Origin of the sequence: Bradyrhizobium sp. NBAIM01, from assembly GCF_020194115.1 — a bacterium.
Lineage (GTDB): Bacteria > Pseudomonadota > Alphaproteobacteria > Rhizobiales > Xanthobacteraceae > Bradyrhizobium > Bradyrhizobium yuanmingense.
Genome location: NZ_JADYVU010000002.1, coordinates 612478 through 630000 on the forward strand (window position 1 = coordinate 612478; position 17523 = coordinate 630000).

The 17523-nt window shown below is 64.9% G+C and carries 17 protein-coding genes (1 of these 17 only partly in view); 9 read left to right on the forward strand and 8 right to left on the reverse strand.

The annotated features are described in order from the left end of the window. Nucleotides 1–15: 15 nt before the first annotated feature. From I6F31_RS09230 to I6F31_RS09250, 5 genes are all read right to left on the reverse strand, one after another. On the reverse strand, nt 16–1143 hold the full coding sequence (locus I6F31_RS09230) for an acyl-CoA dehydrogenase family protein (protein ID WP_035997037.1): 1128 nt from the start codon (nt 1141–1143) through the stop codon (nt 16–18). A gap of 162 nt (nt 1144–1305) precedes the next feature. After that, complete coding sequence (locus tag I6F31_RS09235; RefSeq protein ID WP_225185298.1) at nt 1306–3177, reverse strand: AMP-binding protein; 1872 nt, start codon at nt 3175–3177, stop codon at nt 1306–1308. Between the two features lie 43 nt (nt 3178–3220). Continuing rightward, nucleotides 3221–4027 (reverse strand): enoyl-CoA hydratase-related protein, encoded by an 807-nt coding sequence (locus I6F31_RS09240; RefSeq protein WP_225185299.1) that lies wholly within the window; start codon nt 4025–4027, stop codon nt 3221–3223. A gap of 246 nt (nt 4028–4273) precedes the next feature. Next, nucleotides 4274–5032 (reverse strand): SDR family NAD(P)-dependent oxidoreductase, encoded by a 759-nt coding sequence (locus tag I6F31_RS09245; protein ID WP_025033612.1) that lies wholly within the window; start codon nt 5030–5032, stop codon nt 4274–4276. A gap of 55 nt (nt 5033–5087) precedes the next feature. After that, nucleotides 5088–5666 carry a TetR family transcriptional regulator gene (locus tag I6F31_RS09250; RefSeq protein ID WP_244608878.1) on the reverse strand — a complete coding sequence of 193 codons (579 nt, stop codon included), beginning with the start codon at nt 5664–5666 and terminating at the stop codon, nt 5088–5090. Nucleotides 5667–5898: 232 nt separating this feature from the next. Here I6F31_RS09250 and I6F31_RS09255 point away from each other — a divergent pair, with 232 nt between their 5' ends. Then, the gene (locus I6F31_RS09255) at nt 5899–7071 is read left to right on the forward strand and encodes an acetyl-CoA C-acetyltransferase (RefSeq protein WP_225156594.1); all 1173 of its coding nucleotides are present in this window, start codon (nt 5899–5901) and stop codon (nt 7069–7071) included. A 118-nt stretch (nt 7072–7189) separates the two neighbouring features. Then, the gene (locus I6F31_RS09260) at nt 7190–8734 is read left to right on the forward strand and encodes an acyl-CoA synthetase (RefSeq protein ID WP_225185300.1); all 1545 of its coding nucleotides are present in this window, start codon (nt 7190–7192) and stop codon (nt 8732–8734) included. A 128-nt stretch (nt 8735–8862) separates the two neighbouring features. On the opposite strand, the gene I6F31_RS09265 is transcribed toward I6F31_RS09260, so the two are convergent. Then, nucleotides 8863–9405: a methylated-DNA--[protein]-cysteine S-methyltransferase gene (locus I6F31_RS09265; RefSeq protein ID WP_036020854.1), complete on the reverse strand. Its 543-nt coding sequence runs from the start codon at nt 9403–9405 to the stop codon at nt 8863–8865. A gap of 134 nt (nt 9406–9539) precedes the next feature. On the opposite strand from I6F31_RS09265, the gene I6F31_RS09270 reads away from it, so the two are divergent. Beyond that, nucleotides 9540–10358, forward strand: a complete 819-nt coding sequence (locus I6F31_RS09270) for an alpha/beta hydrolase (RefSeq protein WP_036020851.1) — start codon at nt 9540–9542, stop codon at nt 10356–10358. A 2-nt stretch (nt 10359–10360) separates the two neighbouring features. Continuing rightward, on the forward strand, nt 10361–11173 hold the full coding sequence (locus I6F31_RS09275; protein ID WP_225127841.1) for an alpha/beta hydrolase: 813 nt from the start codon (nt 10361–10363) through the stop codon (nt 11171–11173). Nucleotide 11174: 1 nt separating this feature from the next. On the opposite strand, the gene I6F31_RS09280 is transcribed toward I6F31_RS09275, so the two are convergent. Next, entirely contained in the window at nt 11175–11630 is a 456-nt protein-coding gene (locus I6F31_RS09280; RefSeq protein WP_225128080.1) for a carboxymuconolactone decarboxylase family protein, read from the reverse strand. Between the two features lie 100 nt (nt 11631–11730). Between I6F31_RS09280 and I6F31_RS09285 the strand changes: the two genes are divergently transcribed. From I6F31_RS09285 to dctP, 5 genes are all read left to right on the forward strand, one after another. Beyond that, a complete protein-coding gene (locus I6F31_RS09285) occupies nt 11731–12630 on the forward strand; it encodes a sigma-70 family RNA polymerase sigma factor (RefSeq protein WP_225185301.1) in 900 nt (299 codons plus the stop codon). A 140-nt stretch (nt 12631–12770) separates the two neighbouring features. Further along, nucleotides 12771–13448: a GntR family transcriptional regulator gene (locus I6F31_RS09290; RefSeq protein ID WP_225139444.1), complete on the forward strand. Its 678-nt coding sequence runs from the start codon at nt 12771–12773 to the stop codon at nt 13446–13448. Between the two features lie 162 nt (nt 13449–13610). Further along, nucleotides 13611–14411, forward strand: coding sequence for a phytanoyl-CoA dioxygenase family protein (locus I6F31_RS09295; protein WP_225137625.1), 801 nt, complete (start codon nt 13611–13613; stop codon nt 14409–14411). A gap of 153 nt (nt 14412–14564) precedes the next feature. Further along, nucleotides 14565–15878: a Gfo/Idh/MocA family oxidoreductase gene (locus I6F31_RS09300; protein ID WP_225111497.1), complete on the forward strand. Its 1314-nt coding sequence runs from the start codon at nt 14565–14567 to the stop codon at nt 15876–15878. Nucleotides 15879–16058: 180 nt separating this feature from the next. After that, nucleotides 16059–17147, forward strand: a complete 1089-nt coding sequence (gene dctP / locus I6F31_RS09305; protein ID WP_035996972.1) for a TRAP transporter substrate-binding protein DctP — start codon at nt 16059–16061, stop codon at nt 17145–17147. Nucleotides 17148–17354: 207 nt separating this feature from the next. Here the strand turns inward: dctP and I6F31_RS09310 are convergent, their stop codons facing one another. Continuing rightward, nucleotides 17355–17523 carry the end of a hypothetical protein gene (locus I6F31_RS09310; protein ID WP_036020829.1) on the reverse strand. 425 nt of this gene lie beyond the right edge of the window, so the window shows 169 of its 594 coding nt (coding positions 426–594); its start codon lies beyond the right edge, outside the window — the gene reads right to left on this strand; the stop codon is at nt 17355–17357.

The window sequence follows — 17523 nt, forward strand, 5'->3', positions numbered from 1 at the left end:
CCTACGCACCTGTCGTTACGCTGCGTTCTTCTTCCGCATCCGATCGATCAGCTGATCTTCCCAATAAGTGAGGCTGCCGAGCCCGAGCGCCATCGCGTTGGCGCGGCGATAGTACATGTGGCAGTCGAATTCCCAGGTGAAGCCCATGCCGCCATGGACCTGGATGTTGTTCTTGGCGCAGTGCTGGAACGCCTGCGTCGCGCTGATGCGCGCGGCGGCGGCGGCTTCCGGCAGTTCGGCCGCATTGGTCGAGAGCGCCCAGGCGCCGTAATAGCTGTTGGAGCGCGCCAGCGTCGCCGAGACGTACATGTCGGCGAGCATGTGCTTGACCGCCTGGAATGAGCCGATCTGCCGGCCGAAGGCGATGCGGTCCAGCGCGTAGTCGCGGCCCATCTCCAGCGCGCGATCGGCGCCGCCGACCTGCTCGAACGCGCACAGCACCGCGGCGCGGTCGAGCACCTGGGTGAGGATGCTCCAGCCGTCGCCCGCAGCTCCGAGCGGCTCGGCTTTGGCGTCCTTGAAGGTGATCTCGGCCTGTCCGCGGGTCGGATCGAGGTTGGTGAGGCTCTTCACATCGACGCCGCCGGCTTTGAGATCGACCAGGAACAGCGAGATGTCATTGTCGCGCCCACTCGATCCCGTGCGCGCGGCGACCACCGCAAAATCGGCAATCGCACCGTCGGCGACCGGCTTCTTGACGCCGTTGAGCACGCCGTTCGCAGCCGTCAGCTTGACGTTCTTCGGCGACGGGTTGCCCTTGCCCTCGAACAGCGCCAGCGTGCCAATGGCCTCGCCGGAAGCAATCGCCGGCAGCCATTTCTTCTTCTGCGCGTCACTGCCGGCGATCAGCAGCGCTTCGGCGGCGAGGTACACGGTCGAGGAAAACGGCACCGGCGCGTTGGCCCGGCCCATTTCTTCCGCGATTACGCACAGCTCGAGATGACCGGCGCCGGCGCCGCCGAACTCCTCGGGAATCGCGACGCCGAGGAAGCCCATCTCGGCGAGGCCTTTCCACAGCTCCTTGTCGTAAGGCGCCTTGCCGTCGAGCACGACACGCACCGCCTTGGGCGAGCATTTCTCGGCGAGGAACTTGCGCGCCTGGTCGCGGAGCTGCTTTTGATCGTCGGAGAAGTCGAAGTTCATGGCGGGCTTACCTTTGTTTATTCGTTGTCAATTATTGGCACCGTCATTCCGGGGCGCGCCCCTTGGCGCGAGCCCGGAATCCATAACCACGAACCGGGGTTATGGATTCCGGGCCTGGCCCTTCGGGCCATCCCGGAATGACGAGGAGAGAGAGATGTGCGCTCATTTCAGCACGATCACATCTTCATCCGGCTTGTCCGCATAGAGCCGCTCCACCAGCGCGGCGCGGCGTTCCAGGCCGGCGCGCTGGTTGATGTAGCCCTTGTCGGTGAGCTCGTTGCCGTCGATCGAAGGCGGCTCGACCATCAGCATCGCGCGCGCGATGATACGGCTGCTGGCCCCTTCGCATTCACGGTTGTGGGCTTCCAGGCCGCGCCTGAAGCAAGCGATCACCTCAGGATGCTTCACCGCATCGGCAAAGCTGAGATCGGGATTGCCGACAAGCTGGCGGCAGGCGTGCAGGTTCGGCCAGGCCAAGAGGCCGATGAAGGGACGGTCCTGCCCCGCGACCAGCGCGTCGTGCACGATTGGCGTTGCGGCCGCGATCGCATCGGTCCGCAGCGAGCCGACATGTACGAATGTGCCCGTGGTGAGCTTGAAGTCTTCGACCACGCGGCCGGCAAAGATGATGCCTTGCACCGGATCGGCATCGTCGACGAAGATGCCGGCATCGCCGATGCAGTAGAATCCTTCCTCGTCGAACATCTTCTTGGTCAGCTCCGGCTGGCCGAAATAGCCGGGCGTGACGTTGACGCCGCGCAGGCGCAATTCGTATTTCGAGCCGCACGGCACCATCTTCAACTCGACGCCGGGGAACGGCAGGCCGATCAGGCCGACGCGCTCGGTGTCCCAATAGGTGCCGGTCGAGGTCGGCGCCGTCTCGGTCGAGCCCCAGCCGGTGTAGAACACGATGCGCTCGCCGGTGGTCTTTACCGCCAGCGCTTGCATGCGCTCGTAGAGATCGTCAGGCAGCCGCGCGCCGCCATAGGCCATGATCGAGAGGTTCTTGAAGAACGAGCGGCAAAGCGCGTCGTCCTTCTCCATGGCGGCTGCGAGCGCGGCATAGCCGGCCGGCACGTTGGCATAATAGGTCGGCGAGATCTCGCGCAGATTGCGCAGCGTCTCCTCGAACTGCCCCGGCATCGGGCGGCCGTCGTCGATATAGAGCGTGCCGCCGTCGACCAGGATCGGGTGGAACGCGGCATTGCCGCCCATGGTGTGGTTCCAGGGCATCCAGTCCAGCATGGTCGAGATCGGTCCGTTCGGATCGCGCGGCCGCACTTGCATCATCATCGCTGCATTGGCGCACATCATCTCCTGCGTGTTGATGACGGCTTTGGGCATGCCGGTCGAGCCTGATGTGAACAGCAGCTTGCCGATGGTCTGCGGCGTGATCTTCGCGATCGAGGCCTCGACATCGGCCGTGACACGCGTTGCTGCGAGCTCGGCAAAGCTGACGCTCTTGATGCCCTCGCAGGGCCGCGCGACGTGAACCACGGTGACGCCGCTGAGGTCGAGCGCCTTCAGCGCCTTCTCGAAGATCGGTCCGTCCTGCACCATCAGTACGGCCGGCTTGATCAGGTCGAACAGGTACTTGAGCTTGACGTGGTCGTGGCTCATCAACGAGTAGGCCGGCGATACCGGCGCTGCCGGAACGCGCGCCTGCATCGCGGCCTGCGTCATCAGCGCATGCTCGATCGAATTGCCGGAGAGGATCGTGACGGGCCGGCCCTTGAGCTCGAGATTGAGCAGGCCTTGCGTCAGCGCGTCCACGATGCGCTTGGCTTCGCCATAGGACACCTTGCGCCATTCGCGGTTCGGGCCGCCGCGCTGCGCCAGCCAGATGCGCTCGGGTGCTTCCTTGGCCCATTTCGCCAGCGAGGCCGGGATGTGCTTCTCATGAGGCTGCAGCGGAATGCGCGACTTCAGCACCACCGTGCCGTCGCCGCGACGCTCGACGTCGATGTCGCGCGCGAGCCACTGGACCTTGCGAAAGGCGGGCTTCGTCATCACTGCCGCCGCGCTTCCACTCATTTTGCGTCTCCCGGAATTACTGTCCTTTGCGGATCTTCATCGTTCAGCGCCTGATATAGACAGGCTTTCGCTTCTCAAGGAAGGCCCTGATGCCTTCCGAAAACTCTTCCGAGCGGCTGCACAGGACCTGGTTGCGATCCTCCATCGCGATCACAGCTTCCAGCGAGCCGGCATCGACGCTCATGTTGAGGCATTCCTTGGATAGCCGCAGGCCCACGGGCGAGGCCGTCATCATCGCCTCGACATAAGGCGCGGCCGCGTCATCGAGCTTGTCCTCGTCCACGACCTCCGAGACGAGGCCGACCGCGAGCGCGCGCTCCGCTCCGATGAAGCGCCCGGTGAGGATCAGCTCGGATGCGACGGAGACGCCGACGAGGCGCGGCAGAAAATAGCTGGTGCCGATATCGCAGCCGCCGAGCCCGAGCTTGATGAAAGCGCAATTCATCCGCGCCGATCTCGTCGCGATGCGGATGTCGGAGGCCAGCGCCAGCGCGAAGCCGCCGCCGGCAGCCGCGCCCTGCACCAGCGCCAGGATCGGCTGCGGACAGCGCCGCATCAGCATCACGATGTCGGCGATGCGCCGCTGCGAATCCAGCGACTCCGTGACACCGGGTGGCTCCTGCTGCCCGGCCCGGCGCGCCATCGCAGCTTTGAGATCGAGGCCGGCGCAGAAATTCTTGCCGGCGCCCCTGAGCACGACGACGCGGGTGTCGCGATTGCGTTGCAGGCCCTGGAAATAATCGTTGAGCGCATCGATCAGCGCGGGATCGAGCGCGTTGAGGTGCTCGGGCCGATTGAGCGTCACCCGGTCGACGCCATCGTCATGCTCGATCAGCAGCGGTTGGGACATGGGGGCCTCGCACTTGCCGCGAGTCGCGGCGCCGATTGCTGCGCCCTCTCCCCTTGCGGGAGAGGGCATGTAAATCGCTAGCCGCACAATCGCTTGTGTGAGGGGTCTGCCTCCACAAATGAGATTGTGGAGACAACCCCTCATCCGGCGCCGTAGCCGAAGCTTCGCTTCGGCGTTCTTAAGAACGGCGGCCTAAGGCCGCCTATGCCACCTTCTCCCACAAGGGGAGAAGGAAGAACGAACCGCCTATCGCGGCGCCATGCGGATCGCACCGTCGAGGCGGATGGTCTCGCCGTTCAGCATCGGGTTCTCGACGATGTGCACCGCGAGCATGCCGTATTCGTTGGCATCGCCGAGACGCGAGGGATGCGGCACCTGGGCGCCCAGGCTCTTGCGGGCCTCTTCGTTCAGGCCCATCAGCAGCGGCGTGAAGAACAGGCCGGGCGCAATGGTGTTGACGCGGATCTTCTGGCTGGCGAGATCGCGCGCGGCCGGCAGCGTCAGGCCGACGACGCCACCCTTCGAGGCCGAATAAGCGATCTGGCCGATCTGGCCTTCGTAGGCGGCAACCGAGGCGGTGTTGATGATGACGCCGCGCTCCTCGCCGACGGGCTCCGCAGTGACGAGACGTTCGGCGAACAGCCTCAGGCAGTTGAAGGTGCCGATCAGGTTGACGTTGATGATGCGCGCGAACTTTTCGAGCGGGTAGACGCCGTCGCGGCCGACGATGCGCTGCGAGCCGCCGATGCCGGCGCAGTTCATGAGCACGCGGGCGACGCCGTGTGCGGCTTCCGCCTTGGCAATCGCCGCCTTGATCTGCTCCTCGCTGGTGACGTCGGCGTGAAGCGCGACGCCCTTCACCTCCGCGGCGACCTTCTCGGCGTTTTCCTTGCTCTGGTCGATCACGCCGATCTTGGCGCCCTTGGCCGCCATGGCGCGGGCGGTCGCGGCACCCAGGCCGGAGCCACCGCCGGTGATGAGAACGGCTACGTCTTTTAATTGCATCGCTTGTACCCTTCCTTGAGCGTTTCTTCTCTAGACTTGTCACGTGTCGGCCGGACTATCCGGCCGCAGCGGCTTCCCCGGCTTGCGTGAGGATGCCGCCGCAGATCAGCGTTTCCATGTGCTTGATGTATTGCCGGCAGACATCGTCAGTGACCGGGCCGACGCCGGTGGCGCGGGACATCGCGTGCCGGCCGAAGAACAGGTGATCGCAGGCACCGATCAGGCTGGTGTAGAACAGTACCGGATCAGTCGGGCGGAATTCGCCGCGGCTGACGCCTTCCGCCAGCAGGCGGCGGTGGAAGTCCAGCAGCGGGGCAACGAAGAATTTCGAGACTTCGTCGGCAGAGCTCGCGCTGGTTTCGTGCAAGAGATAGTGGATCAGCCGGTTCATGTAGGGGAACCGGTGATAGGCACGGATGATGCCGGCGATGTGCAGCTTCAGCTTCGCTGTCGACGTGATCGGCTGTGCCAGCAGATATTCGAGATTGGTCATCTCGGTCGCGGCATCCCGCGCCAGCAGCGCCAGCAGCAGGCCGTCCTTGTTGCCGAAGTGATATTTGACCAGGGCCGCGTTGGCGCCCGACTTCTGCGCAATATCGGACAGCGAGATCTCGATCGAGGAGCGTTCGATCATCAGCTCGCTCGCGGCCACCAGCAATTTCTCTGCCGTGGAATTTTTCCCGCTGGGGAGCCTGTTCGGTACGCTGGTCGCCACGGAGATCCCTGTTTGGCCGCTGGAAGCGGGGCGCAGATAAGCGCAAGCAGCGCCTCATCACAAGAGTTAATTGATCGATTGACTAAACGATGGTCCGACCCTTAAATCCGCCCGACAACCCACCCAATAAAGAATTCAGGGAGAGACCGACATGGCCGAGGCTTACATCGTCGCCGCTGCGCGCACCGCGGGCGGGCGCAAGGGGGGCCGCCTCGCCGGCTGGCATCCGGCCGATCTCGCCGCGAAGGTGCTGGACGAGCTGGTCGACCGCACCAAGGTCGACCCCGCCCTGGTCGAGGACGTAATCATGGGCTGCGTGATGCAGGTCGGCGAGCAGTCCAACAATGTCGCGCGCAACGCGATCATGGCCTCGAAGCTGCCGGAAAGCGTGCCGGGCACCTCGATCGACCGCCAGTGCGGCTCCTCCCAGCAGGCACTGCACTTCGCCGCTCAGGCCGTGATGTCCGGTGCGATGGACGTCGTGATCGCGGCCGGCGTGGAGTCGATGACGCGGGTTCCGATGGGCCTGTCCTCGCAGCTGCCGGCCAAGAACGGCTTCGGCAACTACAAGAGCCCGGGCATCGAGAAGAAATATCCGAACATCGTGTTCAGCCAGTTCACCGGCGCGGAGATGATGGCGGAGAAGTACGGCCTCTCCAAGGAGGAGCTCGATAAGTACTCCTACGACAGCCATCAGCGCGCGATCGCGGCGACGCAAGCAGGCCACTTCAAGAAGGAGATCGTGCCGCTCGAGATCACCCGTGCCGACGGCAGCAAGGACACCCACCATATCGACGAAGGCATCCGCTTCGACGTCACGCTCGACGGCATCAAGGGCGTCAAGCTGATCGCCGAGAACGGCAAGCTCTCCGCGGCGAGCGCCAGCCAGATCTGCGACGGCGCCTCCGGCGTGATGGTCGTGAACGAAAAGGGCCTGAAGCAGCTCGGCGTCAAGCCGCTGGCGCGCATCCACCACATGACCATGACCGGCGGCGATCCCGTGATCATGCTCGATGCTCCCTTGCACGCCACCAAGCGCGCGCTGGAGAAGGCCGGCATGAAGATCGGCGACATCGACCTGTTCGAAGTCAACGAGGCCTTTGCCTCGGTGCCGACCGCCTGGCTGAAGACCACCGGCGCCGATCCTGAGCGCCTCAACGTCAACGGCGGCGCCATCGCGCTCGGCCATCCGCTCGGCGGCTCCGGCACCAAGCTGATGACGACGTTGGTCCACGCCCTGCACCAGCGTGGCAAGCGCTACGGCCTGCAGACCATGTGCGAGGGCGGCGGCATGGCCAACGTGACGATCGTGGAGCGGCTGTAAGAAAAACAAAAGCGAGTAGCGAGTGGCGAGTAGCGAATGGTGAGTAGGCGAAGAGCGGTTTGCCCTTCTTCCCTATTCGCCACTCGCTACTCGCCATTTCACGTTTTGAGGAAACGCCATGACCCACCCCTGTATCCACGCCAAGACGACGCCCGACAAGATCGCCTACCAGATGGCCGGGACCGGCAAGGCGATCACCTATCGCGAGCTCGACGAGCTCTCGAACCAGGGCGCGCATCTATTCCGCTCGCTTGGCCTCAAAGCCGGCGACCATATCGCGCTGCTGATGGAGAACCGCCTCGCCTTCATGGAGATCTGCTGGGCCGCGCAGCGCAGCGGGCTCTATTACACCGCCATCAGCCGCTACCTGAAGCAGGACGAGATCGACTACATCGTCAAGGATTGCGGCGCCAAGGTCGTGATCACGACGCCGAAATGCGCCGACCAGATCAAGGGCCTGATCAAGGGCACGGCCGGCGAGCCGATCTTCTACATGATGGACGAGCCGCTGCCCGGCTTCCGCTCCTACGACAAGGAAGCCGCCGCGCAGCCGACCACGCCGATTGCCGACGAGGTCGCCGGCTACGACATGCTGTATTCGTCGGGCACCACCGGTCGGCCGAAGGGAATCAAGAAGGCTTTCGAAGGCAACAGGATCGACGTGCCGAACGCCTTCCTGCGCGTGCTCTGCGCCGACATGTGCGGCATGAACGCGGAGAGCACGTACCTCTCGCCGGCGCCGCTCTATCACGCAGCACCCTTGCGCTTCAACATGATGGCAGTCGTGCTCGGCGGCACCTCCATCATCATGGAGCACTTCGATGCCGAAGAGTTCCTGAAGCTGGTCGAGAAGTACAAGGTGACGCAATCGCAGCTTGTGCCGACCATGTTCGTGCGCATGCTGAAGCTGCCGGACGAGGTACGCACCAAATACGACGTGTCCACACTGAAGGGTGCGATCCACGCCGCCGCGCCCTGCCCGATCGACGTCAAAGCCAAGATGATCGAATGGTGGGGTCCGATCCTGATCGAGTATTACGCCGGCTCGGAAGGCAACGGCGTCACCGTCTGCAACTCGCAGCAATGGCTCGAGCACCGCGGCAGCGTCGGCCGCGCCGTGGTCGGCAAAATCAAGATTCTCGACGAGAACGACGAGGAGCAGCCGACGGGCGAGATCGGCACCGTTTACTTCGCCGATGCGCCCGCCTTCACCTACCACAACGATCCCGAGAAGACGAAGAAGGCCTACAATGCCAAGGGCTGGTCGACGCTCGGCGATGTCGGCTATCTCGACAAGGACGGCTTCCTCTATCTCACCGACCGCAAGTCCTACATGATCATCTCCGGCGGCGTGAACATCTACCCGCAGGAGACAGAGGACGTGCTGATCACGCACCCTGAGGTCGCCGACGTCGCGGTGTTCGGCGTGCCGAACGAGGAGATGGGCGAAGAGGTCAAGGCGGTGGTGCAGCCGCACGACATGGGCCGCGCCGGCAAGGCGCTGGAGGCCGATTTGATCGCCTATTGCAAGAGCCGCCTCTCCGCCATCAAGTGCCCGCGCTCGGTCGATTTCGAAGCCGAGCTGCCGCGCACGCCGACCGGCAAGCTGGTGAAGCGGCATTTGCGTGATCGGTATTGGCCGAAGACGGCGACGAAGATTTAGGGCGAGCGGCCGCTCTCAACACCGTCATGCCCGGGCTTGTCCCGGGCATCCACGTTCTTTGTACCGCAAAGGAACACGTGGATGCCCGGGTCAAGCCCGGCCATGACGCCGAGCAAGCTTTGGTATCTTCAATCGAACAAGCTCGGCGTGTGGTTCACCAGCGCGCCTTCGATCTCCAGCATCTTCAGCTTCGTGACCACGCCGCCATTCGCCGAGAAGCCGCCGGGCTTGTTGCCCGCGGCGAGCACGCGATGGCAGGGCACGACGATCGGGCACGGGTTGCGGCCGAGCGCCTGGCCGACGTCGCGAGACAGCTGGACGCCGCCGAGCTGCTTGGCGATGTCGCCATAGGTGACGGTCTTGCCGGGCGGAATCGCGCGGGCGATGTCGTAGACGCCGCGGTTGAATTCGGGCACGCCGTCGAGGTCGAGCGGAATGTCGGTGAGATCATCCGGCTCGCCGGCGAGCAGTTTTGTCATGCGATCGATCGCCTGTTGCACCTCGGCGGTCGGCTCGGTCTCAACGGCGTCGGCATGACGCTGGCTGATGCGGGTGCGGATCTTCTGCTCGCCGCCCATCGGCAATTGCGTGCCGTTGATGCCCCGCGGGCCCCAGGCGATGGCGCACAGGCCGATCCTTGTGTCGAACAGGGCAAAATGCTGGTCGGTCATGTCTAGGTTCCTGGCTTGCTTCCGTTGCAGGCCCCCACTTTGATGTCGTGCCAAATCTAGGCTTGGAAATAGTTGCGATCCACCCGGTTTCCGGGAATCTTGCACAGGCGTTCCAATCCTCTCCCGAGTCCATCATGCAGAGCCTCCACGTCAACGGTTACGACATGCCCTATCTCGATGTGGGCGAAGACAGGGGCCGTCCGCCTCTGGTCTGCGTGCATGGATCGCTGAATGACTTCCGCGTCTGGGGCTGCGTGCTGGGGCCGCTGACGCAGCGGCACCGGGTGATCGCCGTCAGCCTGCGGCACTTCTTCCCGGAGCGCTGGGACGGCGTCGGTGACACCTATTCGATCGCCCAGCATGTCGAGGACGTCATCGCCTTCATCGACAAGCTCGATGTGGGACCGGTCGATTTGATGGGCCATTCCCGCGGCGGGCATATCTGCTTCCGCGTGGCGCAGCAGCGGCCCGATCTCTTACGCCGGCTGATCCTGGCCGAGCCCGGGGGCGAGCTCGATGCGAGCCTTGATCCGGACTACGTCGGCGGCCCCTCGCCGCTGCTGGCGCGCTTCACGGCCTCGGCCGAGAAGATCGCGGCCGGCGATGTCGACGGCGGGCTCGCCGTCTTCGTCGACACGCTGGAAGGCCCCGGCACCTGGCCGCGATTGCCCGCGATGGTGAAGCAGAACCTGCGCGACAATGCCTTTACGCTGATCGGCCAGGTCCGCGACAGCCGCCCGCCGTTCTCAAAGGCGGATGCAGAGGCGATCAAGATGCCGACGCTGTTCATCCTGGGCGCGCGGACCAAGGGCCTCTTGCCGAAAGTGCTGCATGCGCTGGCCGCGCATGTGCCCTATTCCAAGACGGCGATCATCCCGAACGCGACGCATCCGATGTTCGAGCAGGCGCCGCAGAAATTCTCCGAAGTGGTTTTGGATTTTCTGGCGAGCTGACCATGCAAAGCTTCCGCGTCAACGGTTACGACATGGCCTATCTCGAGGTCGGTGAGGGCCCGCCACTGGTCTGTGTGCACGGCACACTCGGTGATTTCCGCACCTGGTATTCGGTGCTCGGTCCGCTGTCGAAATCCCATCGCGTGATCGCGGTCAGCCTGCGGCACTTCTTTCCCGAGCATTGGGACGCCGTCGGCGACGACTACAAGATGGCGCAGCACGTCGCCGATACGATTGCCTTCATCGAGCAGGTCAGGCCCGGCCCCGTCGACCTGATGGGCCATTCGCGCGGCGGCCACATCGCCTTCCGCGTGGCGCAGGCGCGGCCTGATCTGTTGCACAAGCTGGTGCTGGCCGAGCCCGGCGGCGATCTCGACCCATCCCTGCCTGTGCCCGAAGGCACGCCCGCGCATCCGTCGCTGGCGGCCCGCACGGCGCGCTCCGTCGAGATGATCCGCGGCGGCGACCTCGAGGGCGCGGTGCGGAATTTCTACGAAGGCATCGAGGGCGACGGCTCCTGGCGGCGCGTGCCGGCCGCGGCGAAGCAACAGCTCCGCGACAACGCGCTCACCTTCCTCGGCCAGATCAACGAGCAGCGCCGGCCCTACACGCTCGGCGATGCGCAGGCAATCAGGACGCCGACGCTGCTGATCGGCGGCGGCGCCACCACCGGCAGCCTGTCGGTGATGTGGCGCGTACTGGCCGCGCACATCGCGGGCGCCGAGACGGCGGTGATCGCGAACGCCGGCCACTGGATGTTCGAGCAGGCGCCGCTCGAGTTCGGCGAGGTGGTGAGCAGGTTCTTGGCGAAGTAGGTCACACCTTCCACACGCCGATCGGCATCTTGATCGTCGCGTTCAGGCGGTTCCACACGTTGATCGTCGCGATCGCGAGGATCAGGGTGGCGAGCTCGCGCTCGTCGAAGTGCTTGGCGGCTTCGTTCCAGATCGCATCGGGCACCGGATCCTCGCGATCGGCGAGGCGCGTGACGGCTTCGGTCAGGGCCAGCGCGGCGCGCTCCGCGTCGGTGAAGTAGGGTGCCTCGCGCCAGGCGGATACGGCGAACAAGCGCTCGTCGGTTTCGCCCAGTCTGCGGGCGACCTTCGGGTGCATATCGACGCACACGCTGCAACCATTGATCTGGCTGGCGCGCAGGTGCACCAGTTCGAGGAGCCTTTCCGGCAGACCCTGCTTTGTCAGGTTGCCGAGGGACTGAAGGACATTCATGGCCTCCGGCAGGACCATGACAGGGTGTTTCATGCGTGCGTGCATCATGTTGCGTCTCCATCTGTCGAATTTCGAAGGTTCCGGTCACATCGGCCGGATTGGCTTCGTCATGGGCATGACGGATCGCGACGAGGGAATGTGACCGATGACCGGAGAAAATTTTCTGACTGAACAGTTCGAGGCGAGCAGGGACCATTTGCGTGCGGTCGCCTACCGCATGCTGGGCTCGCGCGCCGAGGTCGACGATGCCGTGCAGGAGGCTTGGCTGCGGGTCAGCCGCTACGACCTGTCCGACATCGCGAATTTGCGCGGCTGGCTGACCACGGTCGTGGCGCGCATCTGCCTCGACATGCTGCGCGCCCGGAAATCGCGTCGCGAGGATCCGATGGGTCCGCACGTACCCGAGCCGGTCGACGATACAAGCGAGCGAGAGGCGGAGATGGCCGATTCCGTCGGCGCGGCACTGCTGGTCGTGCTGGAAACGCTGCAGCCCGCGGAGCGGCTCGCCTTCGTGCTGCACGACATGTTCGCCGTTCCGTTCGAGGAGATCGCGCCGATCGTCGGCCGTTCGGTCGATGCCTCGCGGCAGCTGGCGAGCCGCGCCCGGCGGCGCGTGCAGGGCGCACCGGTGCCCGAGACGGATCTGACGCAGCAGCGAAGGATCGTCGATGCATTTCTTAAAGCCTCGCGCGAGGGCAATTTCGAAGGGCTGCTCGCGGTGCTGGATCCCGAGGTCGTCTTCCGCGCCGATCAGGCCGCGGTGCGGCTCGGCTCGCTGGCGGAGGTGCGCGGCGCCGAGGCTGTCGCGCAGCTCTACAAGGGCCGCGCCCGGACGGCGCGCACGGCGCTGGTCGATGGTGAGTTGGGTGCTGCCGTCATCCTCGGCGGACAGCTGCGCATTGCCCTGCGCGTGACGTTCGTGGGCGAGCGGATCGGGGCGATCGAGGCGGTGGCCGATGCGGACGACATCGCCACGATGGAGGTGGAGGTGCTGGATGGGTCAGATCCGGACCCGTTGTCGCGAAAACAACCCCATGCACAGTAGACGGACTCAGGAAATTCAACAGCTTACCCGGGTGACGTGAAGCCCTTGGGATCGCCCGAGATACGGCTTGACGCTCCACCTCGCCGAGCGTAAGTTCGAATACGGAATTCCGTATTCCGAGATGGCTTGGAGCTGCCGGCGTGATCCCTCTCGACCCGCTCCCGAACCTGATCGACCAGGTCTATGCGCGAATCCTGGAGGCGATCTCCGACCGCACGCTTCAGCCCGGCCAGCGCATCCGGCAGAACGAGCTCGCCGACCGGCTCGGCGTGTCGCGCCAGCCGGTGTCGCATGCGCTGCATCTGTTGCACCGGCAGGGCCTGGTCGCAGAGAGCGGCCGCCGCGGCTTTGAAGTGACGCAGCTCGATCCCGCGCGCATCCGCCAGCTCTACGAGGTGCGCGGCGCCATCGACGCGCTGGCGGCCGGGCTTGCCGCTCAGCGCGCGGCCAGCGACGCAGCGGGACGCGCGCGACTGGAGGCAGCGCTCGCCGCCGGGCGCCGCAGCGACCGCAACACCACGCTATCCGAGCTCATCACCCTCGATGTCGATTTTCACCGCGCGATCTATCAGCTCGCCGGCAATCCCGTGATCGAGGAGACCATGGCGCCGCAATGGCCGCACATGCGTCGCTCGATGGCGACGGTGCTCTCCGAGCTCGATTATCGCGCCAGCGCCTGGGCGGAGCATGCCGATATTGCCGCGCACATTTTCAGCGGCAACGCGAAAGCGGCCGAACGCGCCGCGCTCGCGCATGCGCAGACGGCGGGACGGATGACCGAGGAGAGATTGCGGGCGACGGAAGAGGCGGCGGCGTAGCACGCCGTCATTCCGGGGCGACGCGACGGGACCGCTCGAAGCGCGGCCCGGGAGCGTCGAGCCCGGAATCCATCGGGCGGCAGAGACTGCGGAGGAATGGATTCCGGGCTCACGCTTCGCGTGCCCCGGAATGACAAAACAAAGCAAACAGGAGGACGACCCATGAAACTGTCTCAGGAGCAATTGGAGTTCTTCCACCGCGAGGGCTGGCTGTTCCTGCCCGAGCTGTTCGCCCAAGAGGAGGTCGACCTGCTCGCGCGCGAGGCGGTCGCCATCTATGAGGCCAACCGGCCGGAGGTCTGGCGCGAGAAGAGCGGAGCGCCGCGCACGGCCTTTGCCGCGCATCTCTACAACGAGGCGTTCGCGATCCTCGGCGCGCATCCGCGCATGATCGAGCCGGTCGAGCAATTGTTCGGCGAGCCCGTCTACATGCACCAGTTCAAGATCAACGCCAAGTCGGCCTTCACCGGCGACGTCTGGCAATGGCACCAGGATTACGGCACCTGGAAGCGCGATGACGGCATGCCGGAGCCGCGGGCGATGAACATCGCGATCTTCCTCGACGAGGTGATGCCGATCAACGGCCCCCTGATGCTGGTGCCGCGCAGCCAGAACGCCGGCGATCTCGAGGCTTCGCACGATCTTGCCACCACCTCTTATCCGCTATGGACGCTGGACGAGGATACGGTCACGCGCCTCGTCAAGCAGGGCGGCATCGTCGCGCCCACCGGCAAGCCCGGCGGCATGCTGATGTTCCACGGCAATCTCGTGCACGGCTCCAGCGGCAACATCACGCCCTATCCGCGCAAGATCGTGTACCTGACGCTGAATGCGGTCTCGAACCATATCCGCACACCGACCCGGCCGGACTACATCGCGCATCGCGATTTCACGCCGATCAAGACGGTGGACGACGATGCGCTGCTGCGGTTGGCGCGGGCACCACGGCAGGCGGCGGAGTAACCTGTCATTCCGGGGCGACGCGGAGCGTCGAGCCCGGAATCCATCGGGCCGCAGTGCTTGTGGACAAATGGATTCCGGGCTCGCGCTTCGCGCGCCCCGGAATGACGAAGTTTGACAGTGTCACCTGACAGCCATAGCGATCTCGGACCCCCCATGAACCTCTTCCGCCTCCTGCAAGCCCGCGCATCCGCCGGCAAGCCCATCCGTGTCGCGCTGATCGGCGCCGGCAAGTTCGGCTCGATGTTCCTCGCACAGGTGCCGCACACGCCGGGGCTGGAGGTGCCCATCATCGTCGACATCGACCGCGACCGGGCCCGCGAGGCCTGCCGGACCGTCGGCTGGGATGCCGAACGCATCGCCGCGACCGTGTTCACCGATGACGGCGCGCGCGCCATTGCCGGCGGCGCCATGGACGTGGTGGTAGAGGCGACCGGCAATCCCGCCGTCGGCATTGCCCACGCGCGCGCCGCGATCGCAGCGGGCAAGCATATCGTGATGGTCAATGTCGAAGCCGACGTGCTGGCGGGCCCGCTGCTCGCCGACGAAGCGCGCAAAGCCGGCGTGGTCTATTCGCTCGCCTATGGCGACCAGCCGGCGCTGACGGCGGAGATGGTCGATTGGGCCCGCGCCACTGGATTTCACGTCATTGCCGCCGGCAAGGGCACGAAGTACCTGCCGGCCTATCACGACGTGACGCCCGACGGTGTCTGGCAGCATTACGGCCTGACCGCGGGCGAAGCGCAGTCGGCCGGCATGAATCCGCAGATGTTCAACTCGTTCCTCGACGGCACCAAATCGGCGATCGAGATGGCCGCGATCGCCAATGCCTGCGGCCTCGACGTGCCCGCGGACGGCCTGGCGTTTCCGCCGTGCGGCGTCGATGATCTGCCGCACATCATGCGGCCGCGCTCGCGCGGCGGTGTGCTGGAGCGATCCGGTGTCGTCGAAGTCGTCTCCTCGCTCGAGCGCGACGGCCGGCCGGTGTTTCGCGACCTGCGCTGGGGCGTCTATGTGGTACTGGAGGCGCCCAACGACTATGCCGCCGATTGCTTCAGGCAATACGGCCTCAAGACCGATGGGAGCGGACGCTATGCCGCGATGTACAAGCCCTACCATCTGATCGGGCTCGAGCTGAACATCTCGGTGCTGTCGGCCGCGCTGCGGGGCGAGCCCACCGGGCAGCCTTACGGCTTTCGCGGCGACGTCGCCGCCGTGGCCAAACGTAACTTGCGTGCCGGGGAGATGCTCGACGGCGAAGGCGGCTACACGGTATGGGGCAAGCTGATACCGGCGGCCGCGAGCCTCAGGGCTGGGGCCCTGCCGATCGGGCTCGCACATCGCCTCAAGCTTAAGCACGACGTCGCCCATGGCACGTTGGTACGCTGGAGCGATGTCGAATTCGACCCGGGCAACGAAACGGTGAAGGCGCGCAAGGCCATGGAAGCCGCGTTCGCGCCGCAGCATTGATCGGCTTGGCAGGCGCACAACCAAAGCGAGCTTGATTTGCTGTTCCCCTTTGGTCATGCTGCCTGCGATCCGGGAACATTGAATTTCGGACACCAAGAAACGTCGGCCACCGGCGAAAGATGAAGCGGCGTCAAGACCGCGATCCCTCGTCGAGGACACGACACCGCAGGAGGGAAACGCATGGAACGTCGTAAATTTCTGAAGGCAGGCGGACTGGGCCTTGCCGCAAGCGCAATTGCAGCGCCGGCTGTCGCACAATCAATGCCCGAGGTGAAATGGCGGCTGGCGGCGAGCTGGCCGAAATCACTGGATACGCTCTACGGCGGCTGCGAGTATTTCTGCAAGCGGGTCGCGGAGATCACCGACAACAGATTCCAGATCCAACCCTTCGCGGCCGGCGAAATCGTCGGGGGCCTGCAAGTGCTCGATGCCGTGTCCAACGGCACCGTCGAAATGGGCAACACCGCGCTCTACTATTATTGGGGCAAGAATCCGGCATTCACCTTCGGCACCTCGCTGCCGTTCGGCCTCAATACGCGTCAGCACATTTCCTGGCTGATATGGGGCGGCGGTCAGGACATGCTCAATGATCTCTTGAAAGAGCACAACGCGATCGGCGTGCCGACCGGCTCGACCGGGGCTCAGATGGGCGGCTGGTTCCGCAAGGAGATCAAGACCGTCGATGATCTCAAGGGCCTGAAATTCCGGGTTGGCGGCTTCGCCGGCACCATTGTCGCAAAGGTCGGGGGCGTGCCGCAACAGATCGCGGCCGGCGACATCTATCCCGCGCTGGAGAAAGGGACGATCGACGCTGCCGAGTGGGTCGGTCCGTATGACGACGAGAAGCTCGGCTTCGTCAAGGTGGCGAAGTACTACTACTATCCCGGTTGGTGGGAAGGCACCGGCCAGGGCCACAACATCATGAACCTCGAAAAGTGGAATGGGCTGCCGAAGCACTACCAGGCCGCCATCAGCACGGCATCGATGGACACCTTCACCTGGGTGACCGGCAAGTACGATTCGGTGAACCCGCCCGCGCTGAAACGGCTGCTGGCGTCCGGCGCAATCCTGAAGCCGTTCCCGCAGGAGGTGCTCGAGGCCTGCTACGGCGCAGCCAACGAGATCTACGCCGATCTCGCCAAGAACAACCCGCATTTCGGCAAGATGTATGCGAGCCTGACCGCCTTCCGCAGCGAGTCGCTCGCCTGGATGCAGGTGGCCGAGCTCAGCTTCGATACCTTCATGATGCGGATGCGGACGCGGACTTAAGGCGACGACGGTTCGCAGCGCTTGAAACGACGAAAAGCCCCGGAGATGTCTCCGGGGCTTTTTGCCGTTGAACGGCTCTCGTAGGGTGGGCAAAGCGAAGCGTGCCCACGTGGAAGCTGAGAAGACGTGGGCACGGCGCGCATCGCGCGCCTTTGCCCACCCTACGAGAAGCGAATGCGCGGCGCGAGCAACGCGCCACAAGCATCCTCAATTCTCCTCATCCCCGAGCGCTGCGATCAGCTTGTCGTAATACCTGGCGACGAGATCGATGTTGCTCTTGTGCTCGACCTGGAGCGCAGGCGTCTTCAGCGCCTGGTTGAGCTCGTCGAGGGCTTCCTTCTTGTCCTTCGCCGGCATCTTCTTGTCGGCCTGGATC